Source organism: Haladaptatus marinus (genome assembly GCF_051194195.1).
Genome location: NZ_JBLZNK010000008.1, coordinates 184,495 through 199,070, shown reverse-complemented (window position 1 = coordinate 199,070; position 14,576 = coordinate 184,495). Strand labels below are relative to the sequence as shown.

At 51.8% G+C, this 14,576-nt stretch carries 17 protein-coding genes; 7 read left to right on the top strand and 10 right to left on the bottom strand.

Annotated elements, in window-relative coordinates; translation table 11 throughout:
- Positions 1–83: 83 nt before the first annotated feature.
- Entirely contained in the window at positions 84–722 is a 639-nt protein-coding gene (locus ACN2TU_RS24760) for a helix-turn-helix domain-containing protein (protein ID WP_435159250.1), read from the bottom strand.
- A 489-nt stretch (positions 723–1,211) separates the two neighbouring features.
- On the opposite strand from ACN2TU_RS24760, the gene ACN2TU_RS24755 reads away from it, so the two are divergent.
- Complete coding sequence (locus ACN2TU_RS24755; protein ID WP_435159248.1) at positions 1,212–1,640, top strand: DUF7522 family protein; 429 nt, start codon at positions 1,212–1,214, stop codon at positions 1,638–1,640.
- Positions 1,641–1,690: 50 nt separating this feature from the next.
- Here the strand turns inward: ACN2TU_RS24755 and ACN2TU_RS24750 are convergent, their stop codons facing one another.
- Positions 1,691–2,302 (bottom strand): AAA family ATPase, encoded by a 612-nt coding sequence (locus ACN2TU_RS24750; protein ID WP_435159246.1) that lies wholly within the window; start codon positions 2,300–2,302, stop codon positions 1,691–1,693.
- A gap of 551 nt (positions 2,303–2,853) precedes the next feature.
- On the opposite strand from ACN2TU_RS24750, the gene ACN2TU_RS24745 reads away from it, so the two are divergent.
- The 4 genes from ACN2TU_RS24745 to ACN2TU_RS24730 all read left to right on the top strand — a co-directional run bounded on the left by ACN2TU_RS24745 (position 2,854) and on the right by ACN2TU_RS24730 (position 6,429).
- On the top strand, positions 2,854–3,393 hold the full coding sequence (locus ACN2TU_RS24745) for a DUF7342 family protein (protein WP_435159245.1): 540 nt from the start codon (positions 2,854–2,856) through the stop codon (positions 3,391–3,393).
- Between the two features lie 262 nt (positions 3,394–3,655).
- Positions 3,656–4,930: an AI-2E family transporter gene (locus ACN2TU_RS24740; protein ID WP_435159244.1), complete on the top strand. Its 1,275-nt coding sequence runs from the start codon at positions 3,656–3,658 to the stop codon at positions 4,928–4,930.
- 571 nt (positions 4,931–5,501) lie between these two features.
- On the top strand, positions 5,502–5,981 hold the full coding sequence (locus ACN2TU_RS24735; protein ID WP_231188594.1) for a DUF7344 domain-containing protein: 480 nt from the start codon (positions 5,502–5,504) through the stop codon (positions 5,979–5,981).
- A gap of 76 nt (positions 5,982–6,057) precedes the next feature.
- Positions 6,058–6,429 (top strand): HalOD1 output domain-containing protein, encoded by a 372-nt coding sequence (locus ACN2TU_RS24730; protein WP_435159243.1) that lies wholly within the window; start codon positions 6,058–6,060, stop codon positions 6,427–6,429.
- Positions 6,430–6,628: 199 nt separating this feature from the next.
- On the opposite strand, the gene ACN2TU_RS24725 is transcribed toward ACN2TU_RS24730, so the two are convergent.
- Together ACN2TU_RS24725 and ACN2TU_RS24720 are read right to left on the bottom strand one after the other, a co-directional pair.
- On the bottom strand, positions 6,629–7,021 hold the full coding sequence (locus ACN2TU_RS24725) for a DUF7344 domain-containing protein (protein WP_231188589.1): 393 nt from the start codon (positions 7,019–7,021) through the stop codon (positions 6,629–6,631).
- Between the two features lie 93 nt (positions 7,022–7,114).
- Complete coding sequence (locus tag ACN2TU_RS24720; protein WP_231188587.1) at positions 7,115–7,774, bottom strand: helix-turn-helix domain-containing protein; 660 nt, start codon at positions 7,772–7,774, stop codon at positions 7,115–7,117.
- 466 nt (positions 7,775–8,240) lie between these two features.
- On the opposite strand from ACN2TU_RS24720, the gene ACN2TU_RS24715 reads away from it, so the two are divergent.
- Positions 8,241–8,801, top strand: coding sequence for a hypothetical protein (locus ACN2TU_RS24715; RefSeq protein WP_435159242.1), 561 nt, complete (start codon positions 8,241–8,243; stop codon positions 8,799–8,801).
- A 58-nt stretch (positions 8,802–8,859) separates the two neighbouring features.
- On the opposite strand, the gene ACN2TU_RS24710 is transcribed toward ACN2TU_RS24715, so the two are convergent.
- From ACN2TU_RS24710 to ACN2TU_RS24695, 4 genes are all read right to left on the bottom strand, one after another.
- Entirely contained in the window at positions 8,860–9,054 is a 195-nt protein-coding gene (locus ACN2TU_RS24710; protein ID WP_435159241.1) for a hypothetical protein, read from the bottom strand.
- Positions 9,055–9,429: 375 nt separating this feature from the next.
- The gene (locus ACN2TU_RS24705) at positions 9,430–9,615 is read right to left on the bottom strand and encodes a hypothetical protein (protein WP_435159240.1); all 186 of its coding nucleotides are present in this window, start codon (positions 9,613–9,615) and stop codon (positions 9,430–9,432) included.
- Positions 9,612–10,052, bottom strand: coding sequence for a SprT family zinc-dependent metalloprotease (locus ACN2TU_RS24700; RefSeq protein ID WP_435159239.1), 441 nt, complete (start codon positions 10,050–10,052; stop codon positions 9,612–9,614). The genes ACN2TU_RS24705 and ACN2TU_RS24700 overlap by 4 nt, the downstream gene beginning before the upstream one ends.
- A gap of 156 nt (positions 10,053–10,208) precedes the next feature.
- Complete coding sequence (locus ACN2TU_RS24695; RefSeq protein WP_435159237.1) at positions 10,209–10,592, bottom strand: DUF8118 domain-containing protein; 384 nt, start codon at positions 10,590–10,592, stop codon at positions 10,209–10,211.
- 221 nt (positions 10,593–10,813) lie between these two features.
- Here ACN2TU_RS24695 and ACN2TU_RS24690 point away from each other — a divergent pair, with 221 nt between their 5' ends.
- Positions 10,814–10,996, top strand: a complete 183-nt coding sequence (locus ACN2TU_RS24690; protein ID WP_435159235.1) for a hypothetical protein — start codon at positions 10,814–10,816, stop codon at positions 10,994–10,996.
- Positions 10,997–11,401: 405 nt separating this feature from the next.
- Here the strand turns inward: ACN2TU_RS24690 and ppk1 are convergent, their stop codons facing one another.
- Positions 11,402–13,783 (bottom strand): polyphosphate kinase 1, encoded by a 2,382-nt coding sequence (gene ppk1, locus ACN2TU_RS24685; RefSeq protein WP_435159233.1) that lies wholly within the window; start codon positions 13,781–13,783, stop codon positions 11,402–11,404.
- 39 nt (positions 13,784–13,822) lie between these two features.
- The gene (locus tag ACN2TU_RS24680; protein WP_435159232.1) at positions 13,823–14,524 is read right to left on the bottom strand and encodes a metallophosphoesterase family protein; all 702 of its coding nucleotides are present in this window, start codon (positions 14,522–14,524) and stop codon (positions 13,823–13,825) included.
- Positions 14,525–14,576: the final 52 nt, after the last annotated feature.

The window sequence follows — 14,576 nt, the reverse complement described above, 5'->3', positions numbered from 1 at the left end:
CATCAGCCGTAGGGACAGGGGGAAAAAGAAAAATCGTCTGTGTGCACAAGATGTTTATCACCCCTCGGGAATCAGAGGACGAGTCATTCGAAGAGATTTACAAGCACTTTCTCGAGACCGCGCCAGAGGCGTTCAGAAAACGCTTGCTGGGTAATGTCGAGTTCATCAGCCAACGCTTGCATTTGCACTTCTCGTGGAATCGTGAAATAGCCGCGCTTGAGTGCGAGAACGATTGCTTCACGCTGTTCGTTCGTCAATCCGAACATCCGCCCTCGCAATCCCTCCTCGGTCAAGGTGTACACACGCTCGATGTGAAGCGGGATCTCGTGGTCGGTGCAAAAGTTGTAGAACTGGCCGACATGATCGTGATCAATGAATCGGAGAATGAAATGCCACGCGTCGTTCCCTGTCGCTTCAAGAATCGTCCCTTCCGTTTTGACGATGCCGGCGAGGAGGTCCTCGTATTCACCCGTCCACTCAACTTTGTAGAGCGACTGGTCACCAAGGGTGTCGAGCCGGACGAGATTTTTGACGTATTCACTTTCGGCGATGCTCACTTCTAATCCCTCTCTATCTGGATTGACGATCCAGAAAAAAGGCATGACGTTGTTTTCACTGGGGACGATTTCTTCGAGTTCGATACGGGTACTGCCAGCCCCCGATAATGCCTGGCCTAACGCTAAGTTCTCCTTCTCAATAGTGAATTCAACAATGACGCTCATACCCAAGACTCGCCTTCGAAGAAGGTAGCTGTTGAGGCGGTCTCTGGAATCAGACGGTCGTACTGGGAGTTGTTGCTTGTTGGTGGCACGGTCTTCGTGCATTTTGAGAACACGCATCTGCCGGATTTCACTACTGCTTATGAAGTCAGGTGACAGTAAATTTGGTCTACTTCTACAATTGTTCGGAGCAACCAAATTCGATCACCAAAATCGACGACAGTTGGCACGCTAAATATATACCACGAATGAACAGTAATCGACTTGAGGGTACCCGAGGAGAGTCGCTACTCCTTATGATTTTAATGAAATCATCTAGCTGCCTTGTTCAGCGGTTCCTTTGTGTGCGTGAGAATCGGGAACGGTCTCAATATCAAATGGGGATAATTTCTGCGGGTTAATTACGTACATACTCTCATTCGCTACATTAAGAGTGCAGTCCAGAGATAGTCCTAGTAGAGTCATATGCTTGAATGACGTATTGGGTATGTCATGACTGAAACTGGCATCAGCGATGAGCTTGCAGAGCAACTCGTGACCACGTGCCGAACCGCTGTTGGTGATACTATTAGGAGCGTTATCTATTTTACACCAGATGCCTTTGATTTGCTCTACATACGAAACGATCTCTATGGTGGAGATCGAGACCGAGCACGCCATGCGAAAGAAAAGCTCGTGGAAAACGAACGTGTCGGGTTTACCACTTACGAAACGTACAACGAACTCACACGTAATCCCGAATCAGAACCCGATATGGGTGACTATGAATTCACGATCCGAGTGTTTTCTGACGGCTTCGTTAACCGCGCTATCGTTGGCGACCATGGCGTTGTCCTGACTTCGAATGCTCTCAACATCAATGCCTTCGAAGAATTAGCTGTATCACTTCGAAAAATGCTAACCGAGCATAATCCACCGTAGATATCAACGGAGTCTTACAAACAACTGCACTTCTCAAGCCATTTGATTTCCTATCCAGTAGTCATCGAATCAGGAAACGACTTGGCGAGATCCTCGTACGTGATTGCTTGCGCATCTCGTTCAGCAGCCTTCATTGCGGCGTCATCGACAATCCCAACAATATCCGCACTACTGAGCTCGGTGGATAACTCGGCGAGCTCCTCATACTCGTCTTGATCAAGCTCGGTCGGGAGTGACTGTAATCGTACTTCGAAAATTTTCTCGCGTGCCTCTTTGTCGGGCAGACCAACCTCGTACTGCTGATCAAAGCGCCCCCGGCGAGTGGCGGCTTCATCAAGTAAGTCCGCACGATTCGTTGCTGCAATAAGCAGAAAACTCGGGGCTTCATCGTCTAAGTGCGCCAGAAACTCGTTGACGACTTGAGCATGCTCACGATGAAGGTCGTTCCCACGACCGGCAAGGAGAGCGTCAATCTCGTCGACGAAAATCACACACCGGTCGAATTGCTCGGCCTCATTGAACAACTGGTTGACTTGCTCGGTGGACTCGTTCACCCACCGACTTTTGATATCGCCAGCGCTCAACTCGAGGTATGGATGGCCGAGTTCACCAGCAATCGCCCGGGCGAAATGCGTTTTCCCCGTGCCGGGTGGGCCATGCAAGAGGATGCCGTTTGGTGGCGAGACGTTGAACCGCTCCTAAGCACCATCAGTATGGGAGAGCGGGCGAAGAACTGATCGCATAATATTGATTTGAGATTATCCATGCCACCGACATCGCGAAACGTCGTGGGGGGTGCTGCCTCCCAGCCAAATGTGAGCTCCGATGGAGATGGACCGCTTATCTCTCTAGCCTCGTTATTAGGATTGTTAGTAGAAGACTGATCCTTTTGAGAGTCAGTTTCGACGTGCTGATTGAGTCTTTTCTGTGTTGGTTGTTTTTGCTGACTCGTCGCTGAATCTGTTGAGTTCTTTCCTTGGTCAAGGTGCGCAAGCCCCATTATCTGGGCTGGATTTGATATTATCTTATGCTGTGACTAGTTAATAATTACTCCATGTGTCTATTTTTGTTTTAATTCTCACTAACACTAAGGTATTATTCTATCCACGGTGTGTCCCACAAGAGCCGACGGGCACCAGTTTCCCCGTAACGCAACAAAACGAAATAATTAGCTGGAGAAAGAATTATCTCGCTTAAGCATCTATACGCTAGTATGCCGACTGACCCACCGTTCTCGGATCGTCCACCGATCGATGACCTCGAATCGGTCTTCACCGACGCTCCCTCGACCGAAGAACGCATCTATAGTCTCCTTGTGCAGAACACGGGCGGTGTGAGTGCGCCAGACGTCGCCGAGCAACTCTCGTGTTCAACAGACACCGCTCGGAAGTATCTCAACTGGTTCACTGAACTCGGCGTCGCGACCAAACGTGACGGCCGTCCAGTCCAGTATGAACGCAACACAGAGTACTTCGAATGGCGGTACGTGAGTGAACTCGCCAACACCCATTCGCTGGAGGATCTCAGAGGAAATGTGCTCGAAATACGGGATCAGCTCAAAACGTTCCGTGATCGCTATGACGCTGACAATCCAGCCAGCATCGACGTCGTTGAAGCGACCGATCGTCTCGACGTGGATCTCGAGGAAGCGTGGGACGACCTGTCGACGTGGGCGAGCCTCGAGGAAGAACTGCGACTCCACGACCGCGCTCGCCGCCGTCTCAGCGACCGCGCTGAAGTGAGTGCTGACTAACGATGGGTTCTCACGACACGCACACCCCTGTCGGGAGTGTTGACCGAACAATTCTCATGAGTATCAAACAGCGCCTTGATACCGCGGCCTACATTGGCACCACTACCATCTCGTTGAAACACGGGAAACCGACGCACGAGGCACGGCTGATCGTGTCACAGAGTGTCTCGTTTCACTATGGTGAACGATCGCTTGTCTACTGACCTCATCACACAATGTGCCAGTCGTTGTACTTACGATGTTGTCTCGCTAAGTTTGATGCGTGGAACACGACATCACTCAAAACCGGGAAAGGATAGCCTGGTGGCTGATCTTCAGCACCCTCGGCGTACTTTTCGTCTACATCCTCTACTCGTATGTGGGTACGATCGTTCTCGGATTATTTATTTACTATGCAACACGGCCCGTGTACCGGCAGCTAACCCATCGTGTGGGATCACCGACGCTCGCAGCCGGGCTTTCTCTCGGTATGCTCGCGTTCCCAGGATTACTTCTGATCGCGTATACTGTACTCGTGAGTATTCACCAGGTGAATGAGCTCTTTGGGTCAAATTTGGATCAATATCAATTACTTCTCGGGCCATATCTGCAGCGTGTTATTGGGACACAGGACCCACAGGTAGTATTACAGCAGTTATTTTCAAATCCTCAGAAATTTACGCAGTATCTCAGTCCGAAGGCAATAAGTACGATACTCACATCAGCGGGAGGATATCTGAGTGCAATTGTCGTCGGTCTTTTGCACGTTTTCATTGCACTCGCAATTGCGTTCTATCTTCTTCGAGACGATCAGAAGCTTGCGAACTGGTTCACATCACAAATTAGTAAGTCGGACAGTGCAACACACGCCTTCTTAGAGGCCGTTGATACTGATCTTCAGACGATCTACTTCGGCAATATTTTGAATGCATTCGTGGTCGCTATCATCGCTTCGATCACGTATACGGCCCTCAATGCGATTGCTCCTCCTGGGCTTGCGATTCCAGCAGCTGTTTTGTTCGGGCTATTGACGGGGCTTGCAAGTCTAGTTCCAGTGGTTGGAATGAAACTCGTCTACGTTCCAGTCGGCCTTTATCTGGCTGGCGTCGCATTAGCATCAGAACCACTTTATATTTGGTTCCCCGTGGTATTTCTACTCATTACGGCCACGATCGTTGATGGGCTCACCGAAATACTATTGCGGCCATACATCTCCGGTCGGAATCTCCACGTTGGCCTCGTCCTATTCGCGTATATCTTTGGCCCGTTACTGTTCGGTTGGTATGGACTGTTCCTTGGACCGCTTTTACTCGTATTGTTCGTCCATAGTACCCGCATCATTTTACCGGAATTACTACACGGACGCGAATTGACGCCACAAGCAACTGCAACTGATCCAATTCCAAATCCAAATGAAAACCAGCCTGCAACAACGAGTGGAAATGATTCCACTCAGCAAGACTCGAAATCCTCCACAGAAACATTATCAGCAGACCAAGCGTCTCCCACTGAGACTACAAAACAACAAGACGAAAGTACAGACGATCACTCGCGATAACAAGCTCTAGATCAACCTGGCTGCGTTGGTACTAAGCCAGACACTGCTGAAGTCGACTATTGAGTATTCTAAGCACGCAACTTGCCAGTTCGGGGGTGACATCCTGAGCAAGATGTTTTGACCACGGTTACAGTAAAACACCATTGGAGAAATATGAATAATATATCATATTGATTTTGAAATAACGGGAGCACCTATCTCCCAGGCGATCAAACCACAGAAATCAATTGCTGCGGGAAACAACCTCTCGCTGTCGATGTGGGTTCTGTGCTGCGCTAAGGGCGAAATAGTAGTCAATTCCACTTGCGCGTATAAAATCAGACGACAGTAAATTTGGTCCACTTGTTCATGAAGAGGGGATTGGTTGGGATCCATTTGTCTCACTACTCCATGTTGCACTAAGCGGGTGTGGACACACCTGGTCTCGAGTGAAGGACAGCTGTCGGGGGTGTCCACTGTACAGTCTAGAAAAATGGTGAAATAAAGTCTGTCTCGTGCATTTCGTCTGTCACCCGAGACGTTACACCTCAACCGAATCTTTATGCTCCTTCTTCGCCCTTACTTGGGTAGCATGGCGGGAGACCATCCACCCACCGACAGATGGGAAACTGATTCGGATCGAAGCGCCGAGGACGGTGGCGTGGAGCATGATTTGGACCTAAATGTCTCCGAATCCGTCCTGGAGTTACAACCGACGTTCGCGGCGATTGCACATCCACGACGACGCTACCTCGTCTACACGCTTCTCGAAGACACTGCGTGGTCGCTTGACGATCTTGCGACCAAACTGGCTGCGTGGGAGACCGACACTCCCGAAGCAGACATCGCAACGCTCACGCACCAAGAGATGTACGCGTCGCTCTATCACACCCATATTCCGAAACTCGTCGACTTGGATGTGATCGAGTTCGATGCTGATACCGAGACGATCACCCCCGACCATTACGCAACGCAGGTGTTGACGGTATTAGAAGGCGCTGGTGCGAGTCTTGATAATCGACAAGAAACGCATGCCCGAAGCGAATTCGATGGGGATGGCGATACGCAATAACAATGCCGAGCCGACGCAGCATCACTGCCTCGGAAATGACACGACACGAAAACACAAGCAACAGAGGAGACGACAGATGACCTCAAGCAAGGACCACACTGATGATGACACCGAACTTGCACAGGATGAAAATAACGAGATGGCGTTTGTGACGCAGGCTCACTACGAGCGAGCGAGCCACCGTGATCTCACCACCGAAATCATCTTCGCGATCGCGGCTGCCGAGGATGTCGCTCCGACAGAGATCAAGGATCCACCACTCTACGAGTGTGTGGATATCGCCGCGATTGAAGACGGCTTCTTTGGCAAGAAAGTCAACGGTCACTCACGCGATAGCGAGGGCAGTGTTTCCTTCCGATATAATCAGTATCACGTTGAAGTTGCCAGCGATGGGTGGATTACTGTGTCTGAACCCACTGCTCGTGGAACCCAGCCAGATTCGGAGTAATAAGGATTTCCAGGTCACTTCGTAGATTCTGGAGTATATCTTCTAGAATGTCAGATTTAGATATGACGCCATAGAAATCGGGTGAATGGTTGTCTGTTAGTCGAAGATGGAGTTATTCAGTGTTAGTATAGGATGCTAACTCCACTGTAAATAGGGAACCGATTGCAAGAGCAACGATACAGAACACAATGAGAAAGAGTTACGAATCGTAATTATCCCCATTGGGATCTTCGCTTTCATCACCAGCTCTCTGTTCTGCTTGTAGCAGTGCCTCAACACGTGGGTGTTCAGTGTACGAGATAAGTTGGAGCGAGGAATTGTACTCAATTACGCCGTAGTCTGCCAGTTTTGGAAGCTGAAGATGGTGGAGTTGGATCACTATCCGATCTTGATCAGTAGCCTGCGTTGTATCAGATGTTGTGTCGCCAGATGTGTCTGTACTGAGATGCTCCACCAGTGCTTCGAGTGGGACAGGCTGCTCAGCATTCGCAATGAGATACCGGAGAATCTGTCGACGTTGCGTATCAGCTACGAGCTTCAATAGCTCATCGAGTGAACATCGCTGGTCATCATCGTCCGGCGAAGAAACCATTTTGTAGAGATAACTGGAGTGTGTTCTATAAGCTCTTGGTCTGTTCTAACAAAGTGATTTAAAAAGCTCGGTGCATCAACACGAGTCTGAAGGTCAGTGTTCGGATGCACCGAACAGCACAGACTCCACGATAGCTTCGATGCCGTTTCGAATCCGATTGGACAACGACTGCTGGGTGATATCGAGTTCACTCGCCAATTCCGAGAGCGTCACCTGCCGAGGCGTCATGAAATAGCCACGTTGGAATGCAAGCACGATTGCTTCCCGTTGCTTATCGGTGACGATGTTTGCGAGTTCAGATGCTCCGGCATCACTCAACGACTGCATCTTGCCGAGTGTATACTCGACCTCATTGTCTCGACTCACGTTATGGAATCGCGTGAGCTGGTCCTGGGAGGGGAATAACAATTCGAACTCCCAGTCTTCGTCGCCATACCCGTGTGCATTTCGAATAATTCCCTCTGCGGTGGTGAGTCCTTCGAGGAAGGCACCAGCTGGGATATCCCAATTGAGAAGGTACAATCGGCGATCACCAACTTCGTCGATTGCAACGAATTGCCGGACGTTGGTGTCGTCTCGAACGCGCTGTTCGAAGGCCTCTAAATCGCCGTTCCACGCCCAAAAGATGGGAACCACGTCTGCACCGACAGGGACGATACGTTCAAACTCGATGTGGACGTCTGTTTCGGCGGTGAGCATTGTCCCTAACGGGAAGTTCTCCGGAGGAAGCGACAGCTCAACAATGACCGCCATATATCTGGCTACTCTGTATAGCATCTTAGGCATTTGGTGGGAGAGAGAGTCTATGCTGTTGTTTGGGGGAGCATCATTGGATGATCCATTCCAATTGTTGGTGGCCCCTAACTAACCCACTGCCGCTTATACTGCCCACAGGAAGTCAATCCGCTAAATCGGCCAAATTCGAGAAATCGAACTCACTGCCGTCGCACGTTCTATATCAGATATAGAACCAATCGCGCATTTTGAAACACGTCGAGTTCCTAGAAATCAGACTGCTTTTTGCATAACTGGTTAGAACAGCTGAACATGATTTCCTATTTCATTACCGTCTCACAGACTCAGTCGATTGTATGGCCTCCATCGATCCCTCAGCAATAGTAGAAGAACCCCTAGTCGGTATTTTCGCTTCTAAGGCGTGAAATCGGTTAAACGAGCCATTGAGAACAAAGCTTATATCATTTGAAATCTAATTGAAATTATGACATATCCAAATAGTTCTCGCCGTGCAATTCTCACTGGAGCAGCAGCGCTCGGAGTATCTTCACTAAGCGGCTGTGTGAATCTTTCACTCGGTGCAACTGAAGAACCGTCGTTCAACCACGGTTCGCAGGTGCCTCTCGATCAGCAGCCACTCACCAATACGTCTTCCTCGGCTGTTGCGGTGTCACTCCAGGCAGCGGTGTTCACAGCGAAACAGGATGTGCATCAACGAATCAAGTGGAGTGCGCTTCCAGAACCAACACAGCATTTGCTCCGGACAACTGATTACTCGACGCATTTCATTGCGACGCTTATCGCAGATACACAGCTGGTTTCGCCAACTACGAACACTAGTTGGTGCCCCACCTCAAGCGTTGACGGCGATCGATTTGTCTTTCAGCTGCCGGTGAAACAGTGGCCGACGCAAAAAGCGCTAAAAAGTCCGTCGCTGGTTGGAAAGTTCGAACAGTGGAAAATTGGGGAGAATGCTGCCCCATCTCGAGCGGTTGTTGAAATCGAGTTTCTGGCGCCAGACGAAGAAAAAACATGTGGCGAATAACGGTCTCTCAAATACTACGGCCCACCACGTTCGGTAGTGAACCTAGTAACTGCTTATTCTAGCGCATCCGCGTTGCAAGCCGTTCAGCGTCAATTCTCTCGTCTCGTGTCTCCTCCAACACCGTAGTAAGCTCACCCGCGAGTACATCAGCCTCCTCGACATGAAGGACGCCGCCGCAGTCACCACAACTGTACTTCTCGAGGTGTGACGACCTTCGAGCGTCGATAGCGTGCAAACCGTTCGCTACAACCATTTCAAATCATCCAGTTCGGGGTGAGGAAGCGTTGCGCACAGATTGATTTGGGGGCCCGGGATGGTTGCACTTCTGCTTATGGATTTAACCGGCAGAAAAGCAGGTTCGGTCTTCTTGTTTGGCCTCTTCGGTGAGGACATTGTCAATCGCATCGAGCAGACTACCGGATAGCACTTTTAGCTTGGTAGCGATTACTGCCATCAATTCCCACACTCGTTGCCGCCGATCTAAATCGAATTGCTTGGTGGGTTCATCGCTAGCCAGATCGGAAGTGAATACACCAAAGTTAGTATAGTATACTAACCTTGTTAGTATCTGTACCGCCGAAAAGCGAACGAATAAGTGAATGGAGGGGGCCGAAAGCGTTCGCGGAGGTCAGTCAGCGAGGAAGTCCGTCACCCACACATCAGGGCGCGGTGGGTGTAAATCACCCATTGCAAGCACCGCATCAGGAGCAGCGAGACGATGGCCGCACGGACTCACATGGACCCGTGACGGACCCGCCACCGTCATCGATCCAATAACCCGAAGACAGCGCGGACAGCGGTACTTACGCGTCATTCGGTGGCCTCCTCGACCCGGAGCGACCCACCGCAGTCGCCACAGCTGTACTGCTCGGGGTGTTTCACAACCTTCGAGCGTTGATAGCGCGCCAGTCGTCCACCGCACTCCTCGCAAATCACCCACCAGTTCGGCGATTTGAACCGCTCACAGAACCGGGTTGTATCGAGCGCATCCGTCCATCGCTCGAACGTTCGCCCGTGGTCCGCCTCTCCGAACTCGTGGTACTGCCATGCGTGGATCAGTTCGTGACGCACGGTCGAACTGAATTGCTCCCAACCGTGTTGCTCGAATGCGGCCCATGCGAGCGAGATCGTTATCTCGCCGTTCGCAGGGTCGTATTTCGTCGCTCCTGCCGACCGCTGTCGTCGGTGGGACACCTCCCATTCAATCGCTTCAACAGGCAGATCAGGGAAATACTCAACCGCGACGTCCACCGCATGCTGTTGCGCGCGGTCGAGCAGGTCGCGCTCTGTCGTCAGTGTGTCGTCTTCACGTTTGGTCGAACCAGCCGCACACTCGGTCAGCGTTCACTGGGCAACTACTTCGGACAGTGTTGCTTGGCATGACAGAAATGAAAATGAAGGAGTGGGTTAGCAGCAATCAGTGAGTGCGTCCTTCCGGGTGGCCTCCGCGCCACAGTCCTTACATGCCCAGTATGTGTGATCGACGTTGCCGTACTTGTCGTAGCCGGTATACGGGCCACTGACACGCTCGTCTTTGTCGTCTTCGTCCTCGGAGGGGAACACCTCGAGCGTGCCGTCATCAGTCGCGTTCTCGACGGCGGCCATGTGTTTGCAGAAGGCGTTGCGGTGGATGTGATGTGGGCAGGCACACGCCATCGCGGCGTCAGTCACGTCGTCGATGGAGATCACGTATTGGTGGGCTTTGGGATTCTCGTGACTCTCGTTGGTGACGTCGACGAGTCCGGGGGCATCGACGTCGAAGGAGAACCGTTCCCACTGTGCGCGTTTCATGCCGTCTCGTCAGCTTCAAGTTCACTAGGCGATTTCGTTGACATGGTCTTTCCTGAGTGCATTAGGAAGACCGGTTCCGGGTGGTCCTAAGCACCCGGCGCGTTTCTACACGCCCGAGGGCACCGTTCTTCCTACCATATCCTATGTGGGATCCGGCATTGAAGATTCCGGAATCCTACGTAGGAGTTGGTATTAAGTATGTGGGTGCGATACTATGGGCAATGACTGAGAACGAGAGTGAACGTGACGAACAGGGACGATTTGCGGAGCAAACGAGTGATGAGGATATACTTCGAGTGATTCGTGCGTCCGAGTTTCCGGCAGTGACCGCTCGATGGGTCGCAGATACGGTTGAGATGGAGCGGCGGTCAGTACATCAACGGCTTGAGGAGCCGCGTGAGTGAGATGAGTTAGAACGTGGGAAGTTGAGTCTTCGATGAGTTTCTCTCGGATCATCGTAGGCAGGGATCGCACAGTCCGCTAATTCAGTTGGGTCTGCAGGCATCTGATGTTCTTTGGCAAGATGGGCCATCGCCTCGTATCCGACTTTGGGTCTATTCTCCGCTCTCGCAACAAAACCACAGCCACGGAGACAATCTAACTTGAAACTCATCACAAGCAAACCAAAACAGCAACGGCATATATACTCATATGTAGCTCAAGATAGACAGTAATACACACATTTAATTTTTACAATTAATAATCTACCTGCGAGATATGTTTTCTGTTCCAGAAGAGTGAGGGACACGTGAAACGCGGACACCAACGAAAGGGTGCAGAGGAGTATGGTGCGGCGGTGACGTCGGTGCTCAGGGTTGACCGTCAGTGAACGTTCCCCGAAGATCAACTTGTGACTCGCGTCTCTGCTCGCTCGGCAGTGGTCGGTGATCCTCTTCGGGCCCTGATTCCTTCGTGGCATCGATAAGTCGCTGATGGGTGCTTCGAACCGGTTCCCCATCGGCAGGCATCAGTTGTTCGTAGTTCCCATCAGCGTCCATCTGCCAGCGTTTACGATTGTCCGAGAGCATGATGTCGAGAATCGTTTGTAGGTTCTCACGGAGGAGAGGATCCTCTACCGGTGCGACTGCTTCGATCCGTCGATCCAGATTCCGGGTCATCCAGTCGGCCGACCCAATGTAGTAATCCGACTGCCCTCGATTATGGAAGTAAAAGATACGTGAATGTTCAAGAAACCGGCCAACAACGCTGTAGACATCAATGTTCTCGCTTACACCCTTGATTCCGGGTCGGAGTCGACAAATACCACGAACCAGGAGGTCGATATCGACACCCGCCATCGATGCCTCGTACAGTTCTCTGACAATCTTGGGGTCTTCGAGCGCGTTCATCTTCGCGAGGATTCTTGCCTCCGTCCCCTCACGGGCGTGTTCGGCCTCCCGTCTGATGAGTCGGACAAACTCTTCGCGCATGTTTTCGGGGGCGACGAGTAATTTCCGGTATTGCTCGTGCAGCGAGTGACCTGTGAAGAAGTTAAACAATTTGACGAGGTCCTGTCCGATATCACGATCCGACGTCAAGAGACCGAGGTCGGCGTAGGTCTTTGCCGTCTCTGAGTGGTAGTTGCCCGTGGAAACGTGTGAATAAAGTTGAACACCGTCGTCCTCCTCCCGGACGACGAGCGTCGTCTTCGAGTGTGTCTTCAAGCCGATGGTGCCATACGCGACGTGGATTCCCTCCTCCTCAAGACGCTTGACCCATCGGAGGTTGTTTTCCTCATCAAATCGTGCCTTCAATTCGACCATCACGGCGACCTGTTTGCCGTTCTTCGCGGCTTCGATAAGACTCTCGATTACCTGTGAGTCTGACGCCGTCCGGTAGATGGCAGCTTTAATCGCCAATACTTCCGGGTCGTTGGCTGCCGTGTCGAGGAACGTCTGGACCGTACTCGAGAATGAGTGGTATGGATGGTGGATGAGGACATCCTTCTGGCGAATCTCCGCAAAGAGCTCTGATGGATGATCCAGAGTAGTGTCTGCGAATCGAGGGTGTATCTGGGGCGTCCACGAGTCGAGTTTGAGTTCCGGGCGGTTCAGGTCCACAAGGTCGAAGAGGCCGCGGTAGTCGAGATGGCCTTCGAGTTCGAAAACTTCGCGTTCGTCAACACCGAGTTGGTCGATGAGGAGTTCACGTGCGGCTGGAGGCATACCCGACGCGACTTCAAGTCGGACCACGGTCGCGAAGCGTCGCTGTCTGAGGACGTCCTCAATGACTTCGATAAGTCCTTCCGCTACTTCCTCGTTCCGCCTGACTTCGGCGTTTCGCGTGACACGAAACAGGGCAGTATCAACAATCTCGACATTCGGGAACAAGAGATCCAGATTCGCCTCGATGACCTGTTCAAGTGGAATATACGTTACATCCTCGTCACTGTTTGCTTCGTCTATACGGCCGTCATCATCGTCTACGAGTCCATCGAGACGGACGAATCGAGGCCGGTTCTGTGGAATCTTCACTCGGGAGAATTTCAGCGTCTCGTCTGCTGCATCGTTGCGCGTGAGAACCGCCATCGAGAGGCTGAGATTAGAAATAAACGGAAACGGATGCGCCGGGTCAAACGTAAGCGGCGTCAACGTTGGGAGGACAGAACTTTCGAAATACTGCCGTAGTAACTTCTGCTTTTCATATTCGAGGGTTTTGTGGTCGACGATGTGGATTCCCGCTTCGTCGAGGGCAGGTTTGATATCCCCATGATAGCAGCGATTTTGCATCTCGAACATCTCGTGGGTAGTCGAGAGGATTTCACGCCACTGCTGATCAGGGGTGCGGCCATCCGGTGTGAGTTCCGACACCCCAGCGGCCATCTGCTGTTTGAGTCCGCCAACACGTTTCATGAAGAACTCGTCCATGTTCTGCGTGAAGATCGAGAGAAACTTCACGCGCTCCAGAAGCGGGTTTCGGTCGTCGAGTGCTTCACGAAGTACTCGTCGTTGGAACGCGAGTTCGCTCAGTTCGCGGTTAAGATAGAACTCCGATGCCTCCAAGTCGACCGCTGTGGCTTGGTCACTGTCGTCCGCTAGCGTTTCGTTAAGTTCATTGTCGAGATCGGCGTCACTTCCGATAAGAATCTCGTCAACTCCCTCTCGCTCGGCCGGATTTGTTTTTGGGTCATGGCCGTTGGGATGAGCGTTTACGTGCTGTGCTGATTCGTCTACGTCTTCATCTGCCGTCATTTAGTCGGAACTTGCTTGTCGTCTGTTTCGGGGGTTGTGCTACACTGGAACGGAGCGGGGGTTGATGAACTTAGAATCCTTGCGGTGTTGGACCGTCCGGTCGACACCAACGCTGACGAGTTTGCCCTTCCGCCAGTCGTAGGCGGTCAACTCGCCCCCGTAGACACAGCCAGTGTCGAGGCCGACAGCGTACTCTCTGTGAACGGGTGCTTCAAGGACGGTATGGCCGAAGAAGACGCGCTCGGGACCCTCGTACTTATCCCACCAGAACGGTGGGTCGTAGCTTCCATCGGGAACGAGCGAGCGTGTGTTCTGCAGGTCGTCAACCGTGTGGTCTTCGCGGTCCATCTGAGGGTCGATCCCACCGTGGACGACAAGTGTGTCTTCCCACGAAATTGCGACTGGAAGGCCACGAATCCACTGGAGGTCTTCTTCGGTCAGATCGTCGACGACTTTGGTTCCCCGAAGTAGTTTCTCCTCGTTGTTTCCACGAATCGAGAGCATATTCGGTGATGAGCGGACGAGGTCGACAACACCGTGATTGTTGGGACCTTTCCTGATGAGATCCCCCACGAACACCACAAGGTCATCCTCGCTTGGGGCCAGTTCATTGAGGAGCGTCTCAAGTTCTGACAGACAGCCGTGGATATCGCCGATGATATAGATGTCGTCCCAGGCGTCTACATCTACGTGCTGGTGCTGTGCTTCGATAGAATCGTTGAATCGAGGAGTCCGGCTCATAGAACTGTTCGTAGTAAAAGTGTGGCCGCTCACGCCAATAAACAACTTGCTA

Bases quoted from the DNA above. Each gene is read 5' to 3' on its own strand.
- ACN2TU_RS24690 (WP_435159235.1), top strand. From the start codon at position 10,814: ATGACTGAGAACGAGAGTGAACGTGACGAACAGGGACGATTTGCGGAG.
- ACN2TU_RS24755 (WP_435159248.1), top strand. From the start codon at position 1,212: ATGACTGAAACTGGCATCAGCGATGAGCTTGCAGAGCAACTCGTGACC.
- ACN2TU_RS24715 (WP_435159242.1), top strand. From the start codon at position 8,241: ATGACATATCCAAATAGTTCTCGCCGTGCAATTCTCACTGGAGCAGCA.
- ACN2TU_RS24735 (WP_231188594.1), top strand. From the start codon at position 5,502: ATGGCGGGAGACCATCCACCCACCGACAGATGGGAAACTGATTCGGAT.
- ACN2TU_RS24705 (WP_435159240.1), bottom strand. From the start codon at position 9,615: ATGACGCGTAAGTACCGCTGTCCGCGCTGTCTTCGGGTTATTGGATCG.
- ACN2TU_RS24730 (WP_435159243.1), top strand. From the start codon at position 6,058: ATGACCTCAAGCAAGGACCACACTGATGATGACACCGAACTTGCACAG.
- ACN2TU_RS24710 (WP_435159241.1), bottom strand. From the start codon at position 9,054: ATGGTTGTAGCGAACGGTTTGCACGCTATCGACGCTCGAAGGTCGTCA.
- ppk1 (WP_435159233.1), bottom strand. From the start codon at position 13,783: ATGACGGCAGATGAAGACGTAGACGAATCAGCACAGCACGTAAACGCT.
- ACN2TU_RS24695 (WP_435159237.1), bottom strand. From the start codon at position 10,592: ATGAAACGCGCACAGTGGGAACGGTTCTCCTTCGACGTCGATGCCCCC.
- ACN2TU_RS24720 (WP_231188587.1), bottom strand. From the start codon at position 7,774: ATGGCGGTCATTGTTGAGCTGTCGCTTCCTCCGGAGAACTTCCCGTTA.
- ACN2TU_RS24680 (WP_435159232.1), bottom strand. From the start codon at position 14,524: ATGAGCCGGACTCCTCGATTCAACGATTCTATCGAAGCACAGCACCAG.
- ACN2TU_RS24760 (WP_435159250.1), bottom strand. From the start codon at position 722: ATGAGCGTCATTGTTGAATTCACTATTGAGAAGGAGAACTTAGCGTTA.
- ACN2TU_RS24745 (WP_435159245.1), top strand. From the start codon at position 2,854: ATGCCGACTGACCCACCGTTCTCGGATCGTCCACCGATCGATGACCTC.
- ACN2TU_RS24725 (WP_231188589.1), bottom strand. From the start codon at position 7,021: ATGGTTTCTTCGCCGGACGATGATGACCAGCGATGTTCACTCGATGAG.